Source organism: Streptomyces tsukubensis, assembly GCF_003932715.1.
GTDB classification, from domain to species: domain Bacteria; phylum Actinomycetota; class Actinomycetes; order Streptomycetales; family Streptomycetaceae; genus Streptomyces; species Streptomyces tsukubensis.
Genome location: NZ_CP020700.1, coordinates 3,673,604 through 3,691,594 on the forward strand (window position 1 = coordinate 3,673,604; position 17,991 = coordinate 3,691,594).

Genomic DNA, 17,991 nt, shown 5'->3' on the forward strand with positions numbered 1-17,991 from the left:
GGGGGAACAGGTATGACCATTCAGGATTCGCACTGGCAGGCCGCCGTCTCACCGACCACTGAGGGGCATGGCGTGCCGGGCGTTCATCTGGGTACGACGGACGCGAACGGGCGGCCGGGGACGGGCGGGGCCAGCCGCTCGGCGCCCCTCAGGGTCGATGCGCAGCGGAATCTGGAGCATGTGCTGCGGGCCGCGCGTGAAGTCTTCGGCGAGCTGGGTTACGGCGCGCCGATGGAGGATGTGGCGCGCCGGGCCAGGGTGGGTGTGGGGACGGTGTATCGCCGCTTTCCCAGTAAGGACGTCCTGGTGCGGCGAATAGCCGAGGAGGAGACCTCCCGGCTGACCGATCAGGCGCGGACGGCGCTGGGCCAGGAGGAGGAGCCCTGGTCGGCGCTCTCCCGGTTCCTGCGGACGTCGGTGGCGTCGGGCGCGGGGCGGCTCCTTCCGCCGCAGGTGCTGCGGGTGGGGGTGGATCCCGCCGAGGAGGAGGCAGCCGCCGCCGGTGTTTCCGCCGAGGGGCGGGACCAGACGCGGGTGCCGCATCAGCGGGCGGTCGACGCCGTTCCCGGTGTTGCCGCCGCGGGGATCGTCGGTGGTGAGCTGCGGGTCGTCGAGCAGCGGTCCGGGGCGCCGGTTCCGGGGGCTGCGCTATCGGCGGGCTCGTCGCTGCCGGGGGCGGACGATGCCGGGGCGGCCGATCTGCTTGAAGTCGTCGGGCAGTTGGTCGACCGTGCGCGGGCGGCGGGTGAGCTGCGGGGCGATGTGACGGTGGCGGATGTGCTGCTGGTGATCGCCACGGCGGCTCCGGCGCTGCCGGATCCGGCCCAGCAGGCGGCGGCGTCGGCACGGCTGCTGGACATTCTGCTGGAGGGCCTGCGCCCGAGGTAGGCGGTTCGGCGTGCGGCTGTGGTCCGGCCCCGGGCGCGGACTCCTCCGGGGTCCGGGCTTCCGGTGGGCTCCGGGGGTTTCCCGGAGCCGGTTTCCGCGGGCCGGACGGCAGTGCGCCGCATGGCCGGGGCTGATCGGCCTTCGGGGGCGTATGGGCGGCCGCGGTTCGACTGGGCGCGGCAGCGGGCTGTCCCGGCCGTTACGCGCCGCGGGCCGGCTGGTGCTGCCGTCGGCGCCGGGGCATTTGACGGTCCGTTGTGCGCCGTCGGGCGGTGACGGTGCGCCGTTCGGATGTGCCCGTTGCGCCGGTCGGCCGCTCTGTCCGGCCCGGGCGCCCGATGGTTGATGCACACTCCGGGAGGAACGGCTCTTAGCGCACGGATTCGACGGAACTCCCCGGATGAGTGGTTGGCGCAAAGCGGCGTCCGTCGGCGCCGACACCGTATGGCACGCTGGCTCGGTGTTCGAGTCTGAGCGTGCTGACGGGAGCGTCCGCGATGAACGAGGGCTTCCTCGACGAAGGCTTCCTCGATGAGCGGTGACGGGCGCGGTAACGCCCCCGGCGGCGGCGCCGAAGACGCCGAGGGCGGCGCGCTGCCCCCGCGGCAGGTGCCCGAGCAGTTCCAGGGCGAGGAACCGGGGTCCGGTCAGCTGTCGGGGCAGGTCCCGGAGCAGGCGGCGGGGGGTGCGTCGGGGCAGGTCCCCGGGCAGGGCGCGGGGCCCGAGCAGGCGTCGGGGCACGGGCCGGGGCAGTTGTCGGGTCAGGTGCCAGGGCAGGGCGGGCCCGGTGGGCTGTGGCCCGGGGCCGGATGGAGCGGGACGCCCGCGCGGGGCGATCAGAGCACGGGTGCGGGCGGGGCCGGGCCTTCCGTGCCCGCCCAGGGCACCAGCGGTGTCCGTGCCGACGATGCGGAGGACACGGGCTGGGCGGACTCCGTTCCGGGGGCGGGGAGCCCTTCGGGAACCACTCGTACGGGTGGTTCGGGGGCAGGGAGCGAAAGTCACGCGGTGCCGTCGCAGCGCGAGGGCGGGGTGAGCGGTTCCGTACTGCCGCCGCCGCGGGATACCCCGCCGTCCGACGCGGATCTGATCGCCCGGATGCGGAGCGGCGACGACGGGGCGTACGAGGAGCTGTTCCGGCGGCACTCGGAACCGGTGCGCCGGTATGCACGGACCTGCTGCCGGGACTCGCACACCGCGGACGATCTGACGGCCGAGGTGTTCGCCAGGACCCTCCAGGCGGTCCGGTCCGGAGCGGGCCCCGAGTACGCGGTACGGGCCTATCTGATGACGACGGTCCGGCGCGTGGCCGCGACCTGGACGAACAGTGCCAAGCGGGAACAACTCGTCGAGGATTTCGCGCTGTTCGCGACGGAGGCCGCCCGGAGCACGGAGGGCTCGCCCGACCGTACGGCGGAACTCGGCGCGGATGTCCGGGCCATGCACGAGGCGGAACGGTCCCTGGCGATGCAGGCGTTCCGTTCGCTCCCGGAGCGCTGGCAGGCGGTGCTGTGGCACACCACCGTCGAGGAGGAGTCGCCGAGCGAGGTGGCGCCGCTGTTCGGGCTGACCGCGAACGCGACGGCGGTGCTGGCGAGCCGGGCCCGGGAAGGCCTCAAACAGGCCTATCTGCAGGCCCATGTCAGTTCGGCGCTGACCTCCGGCGGGGACTGTGCCCGCTACGCCGACCGGCTGGGGGCCTATGCCCGCGGCGGGCTGCGGATGCGGGCCGAGCGGGGGCTGCGCAAGCATCTGGAGGAGTGCGCGAAGTGCCGGCTGGCGGCGGGTGAGCTGAAGCACGTCAACGCCGGGATCCCGGCGCTGCTGCCGGTCGCGGTCATCGGCTGGTTCGCCGCGGGCTATTCGCTCAAGGCGGCGGGCGTCGTCGCCGGAGGAGCAGTCGGCGCGGCCGGGGCGGGTGCCGCCGCGGCGGCGACCGGCGTGGGCGCGTCCGGAGGAGCGGGCGCCGGAGCTGCCGGGGCGGCGGCGGGAGGAGCGGCCGCATCGGAGGGGCTCGGCGCCCCGGCGAAGGTCGGCATCGGTGCGGCGCTCGCCGTCGCCACGGCCGCGGGTCTGGTGTGGGCGTTCGCCGGGGATCCCGCGCCCGCGAAGCCCGCGGCGAAGCCGTCGGTGGCCCGGTCCGTCACCCCGGTGCCGCAGGACCCCAAACCGCCCGCTCCGAAGCCCGAACCGGCACCGGTGGTGCCCGAGCCCGAACGGCCCGTGCCGAAACCGGCCGTAAAACCGAAGCCGAAGCCCGAGCCGGTGCCCTCACCGTCCGCGACCCCGCCGAAGCCCCGGCCGAAGCCGCCCGCGGCCACTCCGCCCGAGCCGAGGCCCAGCCCGTCGAAGGCGAGCCCCAAGCCGACGCCCAAACCCCCCGCCCCACCCCGCGATTACCAGCTCAACCGCCTCAAATACAGCGTCTTCGGCGACGGCACGGGGCCGGAGGTCGCGATCGGGGAGAGCAGCTGGCTCTGGCAGCGGTGGGGGCTGCGGATCGGTGGCCAGGAGTATGCGCACGGGGTCACCGTGCGGTCGCGTTCCTCCGTGACGATCAACCTGAACCGGCCGTGCACCACGTACTCGGCCATGGCCGGGGTGGACGATCTGACCCTGGGGCGCGGTGCGATGACGTTCTCCGTCTACGCGGACGGGGCCCTGCTATGGCGTTCGCCGGTCCTGCGCGGCGGCGAACCCGCGGTCCCGGTGCAGGTCCCGCTGGACGGCCGCAAGAAGCTGCGCCTGGTCGTCGAACCGTACTCCCACTGGGACGGGGCGGCGCTGGGGGACTGGGCGGCGTCAAAGATCGTCTGCCGGTAGGCCCTGCGGGCGCGCAAGAACGGCGCGGCCGGGTGCGTACCCGACCGCGCCGTACCGACCCTGCCCCGGGCCCGATTCCGGTCCCGGACTACGCCGCGGTCACCGGCCGGTAGGTGCACACATGCACACCCGTGCCGCTGACCACGGACGAGACCAGCTCAAGCGGGCGCAGTCCGCCGTCGTCCGGGTAGATCGTCTTCCCGCCGCCGAGCAGCACCGGCATGATCATGAGTCGGAGCTCGTCGACCAGCCCTTCGGCCAGGAGGGTGCGGGCGAGCGACAGGCTGCCCATCACCGCCAGGTCCCGGCCCTCGGTTCCGCGGAGCTTCCGGATCTGCTCCAGCGCCTGGTCCCCGGGGATGAGGGTGGTGTTGTTCCAGGTCAGATCGGAGTCTTCCAGGGTGCTGGAGACGACGTACTTGGCGACCGAGTTCATATGGTCGGCGAAGGGGTCACCCGCCCGCCCGGGCCACGCGGCGGCCATGACCTGCCAGGTGCGGCGCCCGTAGAGCAGCGCATCGGTGTCGGCGGCCCATTCGGCGAGGGCGCCGCCCATCACCTCCGGGTCGAAGAACGGGTGCGTCCAGCCGCCGTGGGCGAATCCTCCGTCGGTGTCCTCGTCCGGGCCGCCCGGAGCCTGCATGACCCCGTCCAGGCTGACGAATTCTCCCAGCACAATACGCATCGAACTGTCTCGCTTCCTTGCTTGGTTACTTGCGTTACTCGGTTACGTGGTGGCTTGGTTGCTTGGTTGCTCGGTCGATGACCGGTCATCGCATCCGGCGGGCGATGTCTCAGGCGGTGCGGCGGTAGTGCAGGGCGACGTACGCGAGCAGGGCGAACATCACGGTCGTGCCGGTGGCTATGGTCACGGGGCCGGCCGCGCCGCCGCTCATGGCCCAGGCGTCACCGGTCAGCTTCACGGTGGCGGCGACGCGGCAGACGACGGCCAGCCGCCGGTTCCCCAGCCGGGAGAAGTGCCGGCCGAGCAGATACCCGGCGGCGATCAGTGAGAAGAAGGTGACCGACCCGGCGGCCATATGCCCGTAGGCGTGCCAGCTCATCGACTCCGGGATGCCGTCCGGCGTACCCACGGGGAAACCGTCCGCGGGGTCCATCGTCAGCAGCCCGGCGGCGATCATGCCGACGCCGATCGTCCGGACCAGCCGTGGCACCGCGACACCGCCGGCCGTCCCCCGCATGACCCGCCGCAGCCCGGTCGCACCCGCGGTGGCCAGAATCCCGGCGATGACGAAGTTGGTGATCTGCAGCCAGCCCAGTGAGCCGGTGGCCAACTGGCTGAGCGGGTGCCGGGTCGGTTCGAAACCCTCACGGGTGAGTACCTGGGCGACCGACACGGCCACCCACAGCGGACCGGCGACGGCTGCGCAGGCGAGCAGCGTACGGGTGTCGGTCGCGTTGGAGTGGACGGCGGTACGGGCCCGGCCGGTGGTGGCTGCGGTGCGCGGGGGGCGGGTGGTGGTGGTCACGGCGGGCTCCTTCGAGGGGCGGGCGGGCCTCGGACTCTTTCCGTGGGGCTCACCCCTGCGTCGATCCACCGATGCGACAGGGAATGCCTGTGTGGGAATGCCTGTGTCTCTGTCGCATCGGCCGCCGCGTGCCCGCTGTGCTCCGGTGACCCGTTCGGCCGGGACCCGCCGGGGGGAGCAGGTCAGAGGCTGCGGGTGGTGATGTCGCCGTGGGAGGTGGTGGCGCGGATGTCGAGTTCGGCCGTGCCGTTGTTCTTGAGGGTGTTGCTGACCCGGCCGTAGGTGGTGGCGGCGTCCAAGGCGGCCGATACGCCGGAGGCGGCGGCGACCGTGATGTCGCCGGACCGGGTGCCGAGCACGACCGTGCCGCCCAGGGCCTCGGCGATCCGGATGTCGCCCCTCGCCGTGCTGATCTCCGCGGCCCCGCCCAGCCGGCCGACCTCGACATCGCCGTCGACCGCGGTGAGGCGGAGGCTTGCGGCCTCGTCCAGCTTGACCTGGTGGTACGCGCCGTCGAAGGCGATGTCGCCGAGGCGGCCGACGGTACGGAGTTCGGCTCCGGCCGTCTTGGCCTCGACCCGGGAACCGGCGGGCAGTTTGACCGTCACCTCGACGGCTCCGGAGGGGCCGGGGCCCTGCTTCTCCGCCGGGCCCGCGACGGACGCCGCCGCGAGCGCTACGCCGTCGACGACGACCTCTGGTACGAGGCGATGCGCCGCAGCGCCCGGGCCAACGACCGGTTCATCGAGACCGCGCGGCAGGGCGTCGGTGTCCTCGGCCGCGGCACCCCGGCCGCGAACCGCCTCGAAAACGCCGCCCGCTTCCTCGACTTCGTCAGCGAAGCGCTGATGCAGGCCGCGGAGCAGGCCCGCGAGGTCCTCCACACCAGCACCGCGACGCCTCCGGACGGCACCGCCGAAGCGACCTGAAAAGAGACGACCTAGCGGGGTGCGACCAGGCCGTGGTCATAGGCGTGGATGACCAGCTGGATACGGTCGCGGGCCGCCAGCTTCGTCAGGAGCCGGCCCACATGGGCCTTCACCGTCGCCGGGGTGATGAACAGCTCCGCCGCGATCTCCGCGTTCGACAGTCCGCGGCCCACCAGGACCAGCACCTCCCGCTCCCGCCCGGTGATGCCGGTCAGGGGCGTTGCCGCTGCTCCGGGTGGTGCGGCGGGGCGGGCGGCGAACTCTTCGATCAGGCGCCGGGTCACGCTCGGCGCGATCAGGGCGTCTCCCGCGGCGACCACCCGGATCGCCGCGAGGATGTCGTCCATGTCCATGTCCTTCACCAGGAACCCGGACGCGCCCGCGCGCAGCGCGCCGTACACGTACTCGTCGTCGTCGAAGGTCGTCAGGACCAGGACCCTGGTGTCCACCGGATCCGGGGCCCCGGTGATGAGCGCCGTCGCGTCGATGCCGTTCGTGCCGGGCATCCGGATGTCCATGACGACGACATCGGGCCGGAGCCGGGCGGTGAGCCGGACGGCTTCGTCGCCGGTGCCCGCCTCCCCCACGATCTCCAGATCGCCGTGGTCGGCGATCAGGACCCGCAGTCCGGCGCGGACCAGGGGCTGGTCGTCGACGAGGAGTATCCGTACCGGCGCGGCGGTCATGACCGGGCCGCCGGGACCGGCAGGGCGGCCGTCACCCGGAAACCGCCGTCGGGCCGGGGCCCGGCGGTGAATCTGCCGTGGAGCAGTACGGCCCGTTCCCGCATGCCGGTGAGGCCGTATCCGGAGCCCGCCGTGGCCGCCGCCGCGCCCCGCCCGTCGTCGGTGATCTCCACGAGGAGTTCGTCCTCCCGGTAGTCGACGACGACACGGCACCGGTCGGCGCCCGCGTGGCGCACCACGTTGGTGACGGCCTCCTGGACGATGCGGAACGCGGAGAGTTCGACCTCGGCGGGCAGCTCCCGGTGCTCGCCCCGCCGGTCGAGGTCGACCCGTACCCCGCCGTCGCCCGTGATCTCCGCCAGCCGTTCCAGGTCCCCGAGCCCGGGTGCGGTGGTCAGCGGTACGCCCTCCGGATCGGCTCTGCGCAGCGCGCCCAGCATGCGCCGCAGCCCGGCGAGGGTGTCGCGGCTGGTGGTCTCGATGACGGCGAGCGCCTTCCGGGCCTCGTCGGGCTGGGTGTCGATGACCCGGCGGCCGGTGCCCGCCTGGATGGCGATGATCCCGATGCTGTGGGCGACCATGTCGTGCAGTTCGCGGGCGATCCGCAGCCGCTCCGCCATCACCGCCTGCGCCGCCGTCTGGGTGCGTACCGTCTCGGCGTGGTCGCGCCGTTCGCGGACCATGGAGCCGGTCATCCAGGCGAGGGCGAGAACCAGGGTGAGAAGGAGCAGGTGGGAGACGAGGAGTTCCGATCCGGCGCGCTGGTGGAATACGGCCGCCACCTGGACGGCGAAGGTCATGACCGCGGCGGCGGCCGCGGTGCGGCGCGGCCGGCCTGCGGCGATGCAGGCGACGGCGATATCGGTCAGCAGGGCCTGGAGGTAGCCGAACTGCGCCGTCTGCGGCGATCCGGGGGCCGGCCACGGCAGCGGCTGTCGATCCGCGGCCAGCAGCGCGGTGAACGAGCCGGTCAGCATCAGCGCCAGGGCGGGCAGCGGCCGCCGCCTCAGCAGCGGGAACGGCAGCACGGCCAGCAGCAGTGACGGCAGCAGCCGGGTGCCGGTGAGCTCCGGCTCGTTGCGGACGGCGAAATACAGGAGTACGGGGTACGCGAGGGCCCCGGCCCAGCTCAGGGCGGTCACCGCGGTCGGCCCGGGGCGCCGCGGGCGGGCGGTGCGGGGCTGCGGTTCGACGGTCATGCCGGGATCATAGGGACGGTTCGGTGCAGGGGGCATCGGGCGGCGGGCGTACGCCTGTGGGCTACCCGCCGCTCCCCCGGTTGTGGTCCGCGGCCCGATGCCACGCGGTCCCGGTGCACGGGACGGTGAACCGGTGATCGAAGCAGATGAACTGACGAAACGTTACGGGGCGGTGACCGCCGTCGACGGGCTGAGCTTCACCGTCCGGCCCGGTGTGGTCACCGGCTTTCTGGGGCCCAACGGCGCGGGCAAGTCCACCACCCTGCGCCTGATCCTCGGACTGGGCGGCCCGACCGCCGGCACCGTCACCGTCGACGGGCGCCCGTTCGCCGGCCGGCCGCGCGGACTGCGGTACGCGGGAGCGCTGCTGGACGCCCACGACGTGCACGGCGGCCGCACTGCGCGGGCGCATCTGACGGCGCTGGCGCTGAGCAACGGGCTGCCGCGGCGCCGGGCCGGCGAGGTCCTGGAGGAGGTGGGCCTGGCGGCCGCGGCCCACCGCCGGATCGGGGGCTTCTCGCTGGGCATGAAACAGCGGCTCGGCATCGCGGCCGCCCTCCTCGGCGATCCGCCCGCACTCCTCTTCGACGAACCGCTCAACGGACTCGACCCGGACGGGGTGCTGTGGGTGCGCGGCCTGTTCCGGCGGCTCGCGGGCGAGGGCCGGACGGTCTTCGTCTCCAGCCATCTGATGCGCGAGATGGAGCAGACGGCGGAGCAGCTCGTCGTCATCGGACGGGGAAGGCTGATCGCCGCGGAGAGCCTGGCGGACTTCGCCGCACGGGGCACGCGGCGGAGCGTGACCGTCCGCACGCCGGACGGGGCGGCGCTGGTGTCCGCCGTGACGGCGGAGGGCGCGGAGATCACCCGCGAGGACGGCGGCCGGTACACGGTGACGGGGCTGGAGCCGCGCCGGATCGCCGAACTGGCCCGGGGCCGCGGGGTGCTGCTGGACGAGCTGACACCGGTGTCGGCTTCGCTGGAGGAGGCGTTCATGGAACTCACCGCGCGGAGCGTCGAGTACGGGGCGGGGGAAGCGTCATGAGCGCGACAGAGGTACGGGCTGCCGCCGCGACCCCGCGGACGGTCCGCGTCCGGTTCCGGGATCCGCTGCTCGCCGAGTGGATCAAGTTCTGGTCGCTGCGGTCCACGTACGCGGTCCTCGCGGGCGGCGCCCTGACCGTCACCGGGATCAACGTCAACTCCGCCCGGGTCAACGCGGACCGGCTCACGAAGAACCCCGAGCCGCCCCTGGACGACCCCGCCGGCCTGCCGTTCGTGTTCGACCCGCTGGCGGCGGCGTTCACCGATCCGGCGTGGCAGCTCTTCATGGTGTTCACCGCGTGCGTCGGGGCGGCGGTGGTCTTCGGGGAGTACGGCAGCGGTCTGATCCGTACGACCTTCACCGCCGTACCCGCGCGGCGGACGGTGGCGGCGGCCAAGCTCACGGTCGTGGTGGCGGTGGCGCTCGGCTACGGCGCGCTGGTGTCGGGTGCGTCGTTCGGGCTGACGCAGGCGATCCTCCGGGACCACCACGGTCTGTCGATCGGTGACCCGGGCGCGCTCCGGGCAGTTGTGGCGTCGGCGCTGCTGGCGCCGGTGTGCGCGCTGGTGGGCATGGCGCTGGCGGTGCTAGTGCGGCATGCGGCGGGCAGTGTGGGGGCGGTCGTCGGGGTGCTGGTGCTGCTGCCGGGGCTGTTCAACGGGGACACGTACCGCTGGGTGCGGGAGATCGGCAATGTGATGCCGGTGAACGCGTGGCGGGAGCTGGTGAAGAACCCCGAGCGGGCGATCGGCGCCGCGAAGTACCCGATCACGCCGCTGGAGGCATGGCTGGCCCTCGGGGGCTGGGCGCTGGTGGCGGGGGTGCTGACGGTGCTGGTGATGGGGCGGCGGGAGGTCTGAGCGCGCCGGTCTCCGGTCCTCAGCGGGTCGGGCCCTGTCGTTTCCTCAGTGGGTCGCGCCCCCGCGCAGGGACGGGCGCGGCGGGACCCCGGTGGAGACCGCGCGGGAGCGGGGGGCGGCCGAACCGGTCCAGCAGGTGCCCCGGCGCGACAGCAGCCGGCGCAGCCACAGCTCGGTGGAGACCAGGTCCGCCAGTCCGTCCAGGGGTACGGGTTCGCCGTCGGCCGCGCCGCGCAGTGCCTTGCGGACGACCCGGGCGTCGATGAGACCGGCGTCGGCGAGGAGCGGCGCGTCGAAGAGGGCGAGCAGGGTGGGGAGGGCGGCCCGCAGTCCCTTGTGGGCGGTGACGGTCTGCGGGGTGAGGGGGGTGGTGCCCCAGCCGGGGGGCAGTTCATGGACGCCTGCGCCCGCGAGCACGGTACGGAGGATTTCGGCGCGGGCCCCCGGCCGTACCCGGAGGGCCTCCGGGAGGTCGCGGCAGGCGCGGACGACCTGGTTGTCGAGGAAGGGGGCGTGGACGCGCTGGCTGCGTACCTCCGCGGCCTGTTCGAGGATCCGCTGGTCGAAGGCGTGCCGGGCGAGGGCGGCGCGGGCCCGGGCCTCCCCGGGCCGCTGGACGGGCGCCGCGCGGGTGGCGACGCCCGTGAGCCGTACGGCGACGTCCGCGAGCGCCTCGCCGGTCAGCCAGCGGGCGGCGGGCCCGGGCCGGGACCAGGTGAGGGCGGCCAGGGAGGCGTCGAGGGGGCCGAAGGCGGGGAGCCGGCCGCCGCGGTTGGCCTGGAGCAGCCGGTCGGCGGCGGTTTCGAGGCCGGTGCGGTACGGCGTACGGGCGAGGCGGCGCGCGGCCCGGTAGACCGTGAGGGGTGCCAGCAGCGACTGCGTCGACGGCCCTTCGGCACGGGCGAGCGCGGTCACCGGCCGGAACAGATGGCGGCGTCTGCGGTCGATGAGGAGGTCGGCGAGGCGGGCCGGATGGGCGTCGAGTACCTGGCGGGCGCCCGCGCCGGTGATGTGGTCGGCGCTGCCGGACGCGAGGCGGACCCGGTGGCGTTCGGCGGTGACGAGGCTGGGGGCGGGTTCGTCGGTGAGCGGCCCGTTCTCCAGATTGGCGTACGGCAGGCCCTCCTCCCCCGCGGTGACGACGAGGTGGTGCAGCCGGGGGTCGGCGGCGAGGGCGCGGGCGCGTTCCAGTTCGGGTTCGAGGCCGGGTTCGGTGAGGTCGTTGAAGGTGACGGCGAGGAGGCGTTCGCCCGCGCCGGTCGCGCCGTGGCCGGCGAGGGTGCCGGGGCGGCCGGGCAGTCCGGCGGCGAGCAGCGCCAGGGTGGCGGAGGCGCTGCCGCCGGAGAGGTCGGCGCCGATACCGGGGACGGGGGCGCCGCGGCGGGCGCGCCGGTCGGCGGGGCCCATACCGGGGACGGGCCCGGGGTCGGGGGGCGCGGTCTCCGGGGCGTGCCGCGGGGCGGTGAGCCGGGCGCGTACGGCGTCGACGAGTGCGTCGCGGACACCGTCGACGGCCCGGTCGGCGGCCATCTGGGGGCCGGCGACGGCAAGGGAGGCGACGGGTTCGTAGCCGGTGATCTCGCGGGAGCCCTCGCGGAGGATCAGCGCATGGCCGGGCGGGATGCGCTTGACCCCGTCGTAGGGGGTGGCGTCGCGCAGGGCTTCGGGGGTTTCGGGGCAGGCCAGCAGGGCGGCGAGATAGCCGATGTCGAGCTGGGCCTCGATGAGGTCCGCGAGGGGGAGCGCGGCGGTGGCGAACGCGGTGCCGTTGGCCCAGGGGGTGTGGAAGACCGGGCGGGCGCCCGCGAGATCACCGATGACGGTGATCCGGCGGCCCGACCGGACGACGACGGTGTAGCTGCCGGGCCACGCGGTGAGGTGGCGCAGGGCGCCGCCGCGGGCGGAGAGCAGTCCGGTGCGGAGTTCGGCGTCGGACGCAGCGCAGCAGCCGAGGACGGCCATTTTGGTGAACTCGTCGGCGGCGACGACGCGGATCTCGTCGGGGCGCCAGTCACCGACGGCCCAGAGGGGGTCGGGGTCGCCCCACAGGAGCTGGGAACCGACGGGGTGGACCGTGCGGCCCTCGTCGGCGGCGCCGACGGCCCCGGCCGTACCGAAGTTCGCGGCGATACTGCTCCAGCCCACCAACCACCGCATCGCCGTTTTCGCCTCCACAGGCTGTGGACAACCGGGCCGGGGCCCGGGCCGTTCGGGAACATGCTGCCACGAAGGAGACGCACGGGACGGGCCCCGGGTCGCACGAGCAAAAAGTGAAAGAGCCTGCCCGGGGCCTGATATGGCGGGGCGTCATGAGGCCTGTGAGAGATCGCGTCAACCGCATATGGGGTGAAAGTCCATGAGAAGGACAGTCGACATTCAGCCATTCTCATGACATCGGTGGAACCGGGGGCGGGCACGGAGAGCTTCCGGACCGGTGGCTCTCCGTCCGCTTTTTGCTCCGTTTTTCCCTCCGCTCCGGTCCGTCCGTTGCCCGTCGGTTGCCCGTCCGCCGCCGGTTCGTCGCCGGTTCGTCGCCGGTTCGTCGCCGGTTCGACGTTGCTTCGCCGTCTGCTCGGCGTCTGCTCGGCGTCGTTGCGGGGCGGGTTCGGTGCCGGTACGGGCCCGATGCGGCGGAGGTACGGGGACGGTCCGGCGCCCTTGCGGGGGCGGGGCCCGTGGTGGGCCGGGGTCCGGCGGGGTGCCGCAACCTGCGGGCCGGAAGGCCCGTGAACCGGGCGGTTCGGGGCGATTCCGGGCGGTTGGGACGGGTTGTCCGGCTGCAGGCTCGGGAGGAAGCGACCGCGACCGTACGGGTACGGCGCGCGGCGCCGATGCCCGGCCCGGGCCCGCGGCGTCCGGCCCCGTACACCCGTCCGTACGGCCGCCGGGCGGAACCGCGCCCGGATATGACAGTCCGGGAGGCGCCACACGCCTCCCGGACCGTCCGCCGCCCGCGGGGATTGAAGGCGGCGGTGTCCCCCAGCCCACTGGTTCCACTACCAGCGGGCCGACCCACGCGGTTCTCATGGAAAACCTCGGGGAACCCCCCGGCCAGAGCGCACGGGCGGGCGCACGGCCACACACCCGGAGCACGCGCGCCGCCCCTGCGCCCCGGCGCGGGAACGGCCGCCGCACCCCGGCGGCGACCGGGGCACAAGGGGGGTACGTGCCCCTCGGGCTCCCCCGCACGCGCCCCCGGGCGGGCGGGTTCGGGGCCTCGCGCGGGGGCACGCTCCGACCGCAGGGCCGGGGCCGGGACAGGGCCGAGTCGGGGGCGAATCGGGGCCGAATCGCGGGTATTGCGGCGGCCCGCGGCGGGGGTTTCACCGCCGCTCCGGACGCGGCCCGCGAGACGGCCGGGGTCGGCCCCGGCGAGGCGGCGCGCCGGTGGCTCCGGCAGGTGGCCGGGCCGTGGTCCGGGCCCCGTCCAGGGATGGTTCGGCGGTACGCGGCCGGACCCCGGCCACCGGTCCCGCCGGGAGCGGTGGCGAGGACCCGCCACCGGTGGCGCGTTCACGGTGCGTCCACAGTGCGCCCCGGCGGAGTTCGCTCGCACGCACAACAATCCCGCCATAGGGAACACCGCCCCTTAACGGTCGGGATCCGGCGAACTACGCTGGGTTTGCTGATGTTCTGAACTGATGGGCATATTCCGGAGGGCTCGGCCAGACGCTTTTGCAGCCGGGACCGACCGGCCCGGTGGCAGCCGGGTTCCGGAGCCGTGCCGTCGGGACGGGACGTCGCTACGCATGCCGGACGCGAGGCAGCGTCACGGCGGCCGTCGGCGTGTCGAGGGGTGGGGCGCATGTCCAGGGAGCAACGCGGGCCGAACGAGAAACTCGGCACCGTCCTCGCCCTCGCGGGAATCAGCAACGCCGGGCTCGCCCGGAGGGTCAACGACCTGGGCGCACAGCGCGGTCTGACCCTCCGCTACGACAAGACGTCGGTGGCGCGCTGGGTCTCCAAGGGCATGGTCCCGCAGGGCGCCGCCCCCCATCTCATCGCCGCCGCGATCGGCTCCAAACTGGGCCGGCCCGTACCGCTGCACGAGATCGGCCTGGCCGACGCCGACCCGGCCCCCGAGGTCGGGCTGGCCTTCCCCCGCGACGTCCGGGAAGCGGTGAAGTCGGCGACCGACCTCTACCGGCTCGACCTGGCCGGCCGACGGGCGGGCAGCGGCGGGATCTGGCAGTCCCTGGCCGGTTCCTTCTCGGTCAGTGCCTATGCGACACCCGCGTCCCGCTGGCTGATATCCCCCGCCGACCCGTCGGTGGAGCGCCCGGCGCCGGCCTATATGACCCGCAGGGCGGCCGATATCTGCGGCCCCGACGAGGCTGATGGGATAGACGGGGCCGAGGGCACGAGAGCGACCGGGGAATCCCCGGGGACCGGTGGGCCGGGCGGGGGAAGCGGAAGCAGCGGGGGCGAAGGGGGCCTCGGGGACGGTGGTCGTGCGCCCGCGCGCCCGCCCGCGCACCCCGGCCTGCCCGGGACGGCCCCGGGCTCCGGTTTCGGATCCGGTCCGGGCCCTGCTCCGGGCTCCGGTGGCACCTCCGGTTCCGGTTCCGCTTCGGTCTCCGGTTCTGGTTCCGGTTCCGCTTCGGTTGCCGGTTCGGTTTCTGCTTCAGTTTCTGCTTCGGTCGTCGGTGCCGGTGCCGGTGCAGCCGTGCTCCCGGGTACGGCCCCGCCCGGCCAGGCGCCCGGACACCCCGGCCACCCCGACGACACTGCCACCCGCGTCGGCCACAGCGATGTGGCCAAACTGCGCGAGGCCGCGGAGGACGCCCGCCGCTGGGACTCCAAGTACGGCGGCGGGGACTGGCGCTCGTCGATGGTCCCCGAATGCCTGCGCGTCGACGCCGCGCCGCTGCTCCTCGGCTCGTACTCGGACGAGGTCGGCCGCGCGCTGTTCGGCGCCACCGCCGAACTGACCCGGCTGGCCGGATGGATGGCCTTCGACACCGGGCAGCAGGAGGCCGCCCAGCGGTACTACATCCAGGCGCTGCGCCTGGCCCGCGCCGCCGCGGACGTACCGCTCGGCGGATATGTCCTGGCCTCCATGTCCCTGCAGGCCGTCTACCGCGGCTTCGCCGACGAGGGCGTCGACCTCGCGCAGGCGGCGCTGGAGCGCAACCGGGGGCTCGCGACCGCGCGCACGATGAGCTTCTTCCATCTGGTGGAGGCGCGGGCGCACGCCAAGGCGAGCGACGCATCGGCCGCGGGCGCCGCGCTGAAGGCGGCCGAGGGCTGGCTGGAGCGGTCCCGCGACGGCGACCCCGACCCCTCCTGGCTGGGTTTCTACAGCTATGACCGGTTCGCGGCGGACGCGGCCGAGTGCTACCGCGATCTGAAGCTGCCCCGGCAGGTGCGGCGCTTCACCGAGAAGGCCCTGTCCCAGCCGACGGACGAGTTCGTCCGCTCGCACGGGCTGCGGCTGGTGGTGGGCGCCTTCGCCGAGCTGGAATCGGGCAATCTGGACGCGGCCTGCGCCGCGGGGGCCCGGGCGGTCGAGGTCGCGGGCCGGATCTCGTCCGTACGGACCACGGAGTACGTACGGGATCTGCTCCACAAACTGGAGCCGTACGGGGACGAGCCCCGGGTCGCCGAGCTGCGCGAGCGGGCCAGACCGCTGCTGATGGCCCCGGCGTAGCGCGGTCGCGGAGGGCACTGTCAGTGGCGGGGTGCAGTATTCGGATGGGGCGGACGCGACATCGGGGTACGGCATCGGGGTGCGGCATCGGGGGTACGACAGCCGGGTACGGCATCGGCACAGGGCCGGAGCACAGGGGCAGGGCAGCGGGGCACGTCAGCGGGGATTCCCGGGTGAGCGGGCGGCGGGAGGTGGAGTGATGACGAGGACCGGAAGACGGCGGGTCGTGAGCGGGTTCGACTGCGACGTGCTGGTGATCGGCGGTGGGATCGTCGGCCTGTCGACGGCGTATGCCCTCACGCGTTCGGCACCCGGCACCCGGGTGGTCGTGCTGGAGAAGGAGGAGGCCCCCGCCCGGCATCAGACCGGCCGGAACAGCGGTGTGATCCACAGCGGGATCTACTACCGCCCCGGCTCCCTCAAGGCGCGGTACGCCGTCACGGGCGCGGCCGAGATGGTGAAGTTCTGCGCCGAGCACGGACTGCCCCACCGGGTGACGGGCAAGCTGATCGTCGCCACCCGGCGCGACGAGCTGCCCCGGCTGCACTCCCTGGTCCAGCGCGGCCGGGAGAACGGGATCCCGGTGCGTGAGCTGGGCCCCGCGCAGATCGCGGAGTACGAGCCGGGGGTGCGCGGTCTGGCCGCGATCCACGTCGGCACGACGGGGGTGTGCGACTACGGCGCGGTGGCGGAGCAGCTCGCCGTGCTGGCGGGCGCGGCAGGCGCGGAGGTGCGCTGCGGGGAGGAGGTCGTCGTGGTGGACCGCCGGCCCTGGGGCGTCGCGGTGCGCACGGCCTCCGGGACGGTCCTGCGGGCCCGCGCCCTGGTGAACTGCGCGGGACTGCACTGCGACCGGGTGGCCCGGCTGACCGGCGACGACCCCGAGATGCGGATCGTCCCCTTCCGCGGGGAGTACTACGAACTGACGGATCCGTCGCTGGTCAGGGGCCTGGTCTATCCCGTGCCGGATCCGGCGTTCCCCTTCCTCGGGGTCCATCTGACCCGGGGGATCGACGGCTCGGTCCACGTCGGGCCGAACGCGGTCCCGGCCCTCGCCCGCGAGGGGTACGGCTGGGGCGTGGTCCGCCCCGGTGAGCTGGCGGCCACCCTGAGCTGGCCCGGCTCCTGGCACATCGCCCGCCGCCACTGGCGTTACGGCGCGGGCGAGCTGCGCCGCTCGCTGTCGAAGGAGGCTTTCGCCCAGGAGGTCCGGCGGCTGCTCCCGGCGGTCACGGAGGAGGCCCTGCGGCCCACGGACGCGGGGGTGCGCGCCCAGGCCGTGCTCCGGGACGGCACCCTCGTCGACGACTTCCTGATACGGGAGACCCGCCAGGTCGTCCATGTGCTGAACGCTCCTTCCCCGGCGGCGACGGCGTCCCTCCCGATCGGCCGTGAGGTGGCCCGCCGGGTGCGGGCGATGCTGTAGGGCGTCCCGGCGCGGGCACCGGCGTACCCCCGTAGAATTGGTCCCACTGTGTCGACACCGCGCCCCCACACCCCCGAATCCCCCGCCCCCGGCTCCGGCTCCGAACCCGCCTCCGGGTCCACGGCCGATTCCGGCTCCGCTTCCGCTCCCGGCTCTGCTTCCGGTTCTGCTTCCGGGTCCGGCCGGGCGCGGCGTGAGCCGAGGTTCCCCGGAGGGCCGGCGGCCGATCCCGCGGGCTCGCACCACGAGCGGCGGATCCGGAGCTTCCAGCCCCGCCGCAGCCGGGTCACCACCGGCCAGGGCGATGCGCTCCAGCGGCTCTGGCCGGTCTGGGGCCTCGATATCGACGGACGGGAGCGGCTCGACCTCGCCGCGATGTTCGACGGGCTGCCGGTGGTGCTGGAGATCGGCTTCGGCATGGGCGAAGCCACCGCGGCCATGGCGGCCGCCGATCCCGCGACCGGGATCCTCGCCGTGGACGTCCACACCCCGGGTCAGGGCAATCTGCTCGGCCTCGCCGAGCGGAACGGGCTGACGAACGTCCGGGTGGCCAACGGGGACGCGATCATCCTGCTGCGGGAGCAGCTCGCACCGGGCGCCCTCGACGGAATGCGGGTGTACTTCCCGGACCCGTGGCCGAAGAAGCGCCACCACAAGCGGCGGCTGATCCAGCCCGAGTTCCTGACGCTGGCCGCCGGGGCCCTGAAGCCCGGTGCGGTGCTGCACTGCGCGACGGACTGGGAGCCGTACGCGGATCAGATGCTGGAGGTGCTGACCGCGCACCCCGACTTCGAGAACACGGCCGAGGACGGCGGCTTCGCCCCCCGGCCCGACTTCCGGCCCCGGACCCGCTTCGAGGGCCAGGGCCTGGACAAGGGGCACATCGTCCGCGATCTCCTCTTCCGCCGGGTCTGACCGCGGGGCTCCGGAGCGGACCTTCCGGACGCCCCGACCGACCTGAACGCCGTATCCCCGTCGCGTGTTGTCGGTGGAGG

Annotated in this window: 12 protein-coding genes and 2 pseudogenes; 8 read left to right on the plus strand and 6 right to left on the minus strand. The window is 74.1% G+C overall.

Going from position 1 to position 17,991, the window contains the following annotated elements; genetic code table 11:
* The first annotated feature begins 12 nt into the window (after positions 1-12).
* Both B7R87_RS14690 and B7R87_RS14695 read left to right on the plus strand, forming a co-directional pair.
* Positions 13-888, plus strand: coding sequence for a TetR/AcrR family transcriptional regulator (locus tag B7R87_RS14690; RefSeq protein ID WP_006348291.1), 876 nt, complete (start codon positions 13-15; stop codon positions 886-888).
* 531 nt (positions 889-1,419) lie between these two features.
* A complete protein-coding gene (locus B7R87_RS14695) occupies positions 1,420-3,711 on the plus strand; it encodes a sigma-70 family RNA polymerase sigma factor (RefSeq protein ID WP_078902269.1) in 2,292 nt (763 codons plus the stop codon).
* An 88-nt stretch (positions 3,712-3,799) separates the two neighbouring features.
* Here B7R87_RS14695 and B7R87_RS14700 read toward each other — a convergent pair whose 3' ends face one another.
* The 3 genes and pseudogenes from B7R87_RS14700 to B7R87_RS14710 form a co-directional block, all read right to left on the minus strand.
* On the minus strand, positions 3,800-4,396 hold the full coding sequence (locus B7R87_RS14700; protein ID WP_006348289.1) for a dihydrofolate reductase family protein: 597 nt from the start codon (positions 4,394-4,396) through the stop codon (positions 3,800-3,802).
* 109 nt (positions 4,397-4,505) lie between these two features.
* Entirely contained in the window at positions 4,506-5,201 is a 696-nt protein-coding gene (locus tag B7R87_RS14705) for a DUF998 domain-containing protein (protein ID WP_006348288.1), read from the minus strand.
* Positions 5,202-5,383: 182 nt separating this feature from the next.
* Positions 5,384-5,839: pseudogene (locus tag B7R87_RS14710) on the minus strand (DUF4097 family beta strand repeat-containing protein); the annotation flags it as partial.
* Between B7R87_RS14710 and B7R87_RS33575 the strand changes: the two are divergent.
* Positions 5,831-6,130: pseudogene (locus B7R87_RS33575) on the plus strand (MarR family transcriptional regulator); the annotation flags it as partial. The pseudogenes B7R87_RS14710 and B7R87_RS33575 sit on opposite strands and share 9 nt — an antisense overlap.
* 11 nt (positions 6,131-6,141) lie before the next feature.
* Here B7R87_RS33575 and B7R87_RS14715 read toward each other — a convergent pair.
* Entirely contained in the window at positions 6,142-6,816 is a 675-nt protein-coding gene (locus B7R87_RS14715) for a response regulator (RefSeq protein WP_006348285.1), read from the minus strand.
* Positions 6,813-8,015, minus strand: a complete 1,203-nt coding sequence (locus tag B7R87_RS14720; protein WP_006348284.1) for a sensor histidine kinase — start codon at positions 8,013-8,015, stop codon at positions 6,813-6,815. Before B7R87_RS14720 ends, B7R87_RS14715 begins: the two co-directional genes overlap by 4 nt.
* 133 nt (positions 8,016-8,148) lie before the next feature.
* Here B7R87_RS14720 and B7R87_RS14725 point away from each other — a divergent pair, with 133 nt between their 5' ends.
* Positions 8,149-9,060, plus strand: coding sequence for an ATP-binding cassette domain-containing protein (locus B7R87_RS14725; protein WP_040915735.1), 912 nt, complete (start codon positions 8,149-8,151; stop codon positions 9,058-9,060).
* Complete coding sequence (locus B7R87_RS14730; protein ID WP_006348282.1) at positions 9,057-9,920, plus strand: ABC transporter permease; 864 nt, start codon at positions 9,057-9,059, stop codon at positions 9,918-9,920. The genes B7R87_RS14725 and B7R87_RS14730 overlap by 4 nt, the downstream gene beginning before the upstream one ends.
* Before the next feature lie 45 nt (positions 9,921-9,965).
* Here the strand turns inward: B7R87_RS14730 and B7R87_RS14735 are convergent, their stop codons facing one another.
* Positions 9,966-12,077 (minus strand): asparagine synthase-related protein, encoded by a 2,112-nt coding sequence (locus B7R87_RS14735; protein WP_130585006.1) that lies wholly within the window; start codon positions 12,075-12,077, stop codon positions 9,966-9,968.
* Positions 12,078-13,725: 1,648 nt separating this feature from the next.
* Between B7R87_RS14735 and B7R87_RS33580 the strand changes: the two genes are divergently transcribed.
* From B7R87_RS33580 to trmB, 3 genes are all read left to right on the plus strand, one after another.
* The gene (locus B7R87_RS33580; protein ID WP_006348279.1) at positions 13,726-15,570 is read left to right on the plus strand and encodes a hypothetical protein; all 1,845 of its coding nucleotides are present in this window, start codon (positions 13,726-13,728) and stop codon (positions 15,568-15,570) included.
* Between the two features lie 199 nt (positions 15,571-15,769).
* A complete protein-coding gene (lhgO, locus tag B7R87_RS14750; protein WP_040915725.1) occupies positions 15,770-16,996 on the plus strand; it encodes an L-2-hydroxyglutarate oxidase in 1,227 nt (408 codons plus the stop codon).
* Between the two features lie 48 nt (positions 16,997-17,044).
* The gene (gene trmB, locus B7R87_RS14755) at positions 17,045-17,911 is read left to right on the plus strand and encodes a tRNA (guanosine(46)-N7)-methyltransferase TrmB (protein WP_006348277.1); all 867 of its coding nucleotides are present in this window, start codon (positions 17,045-17,047) and stop codon (positions 17,909-17,911) included.
* Positions 17,912-17,991: the final 80 nt, after the last annotated feature.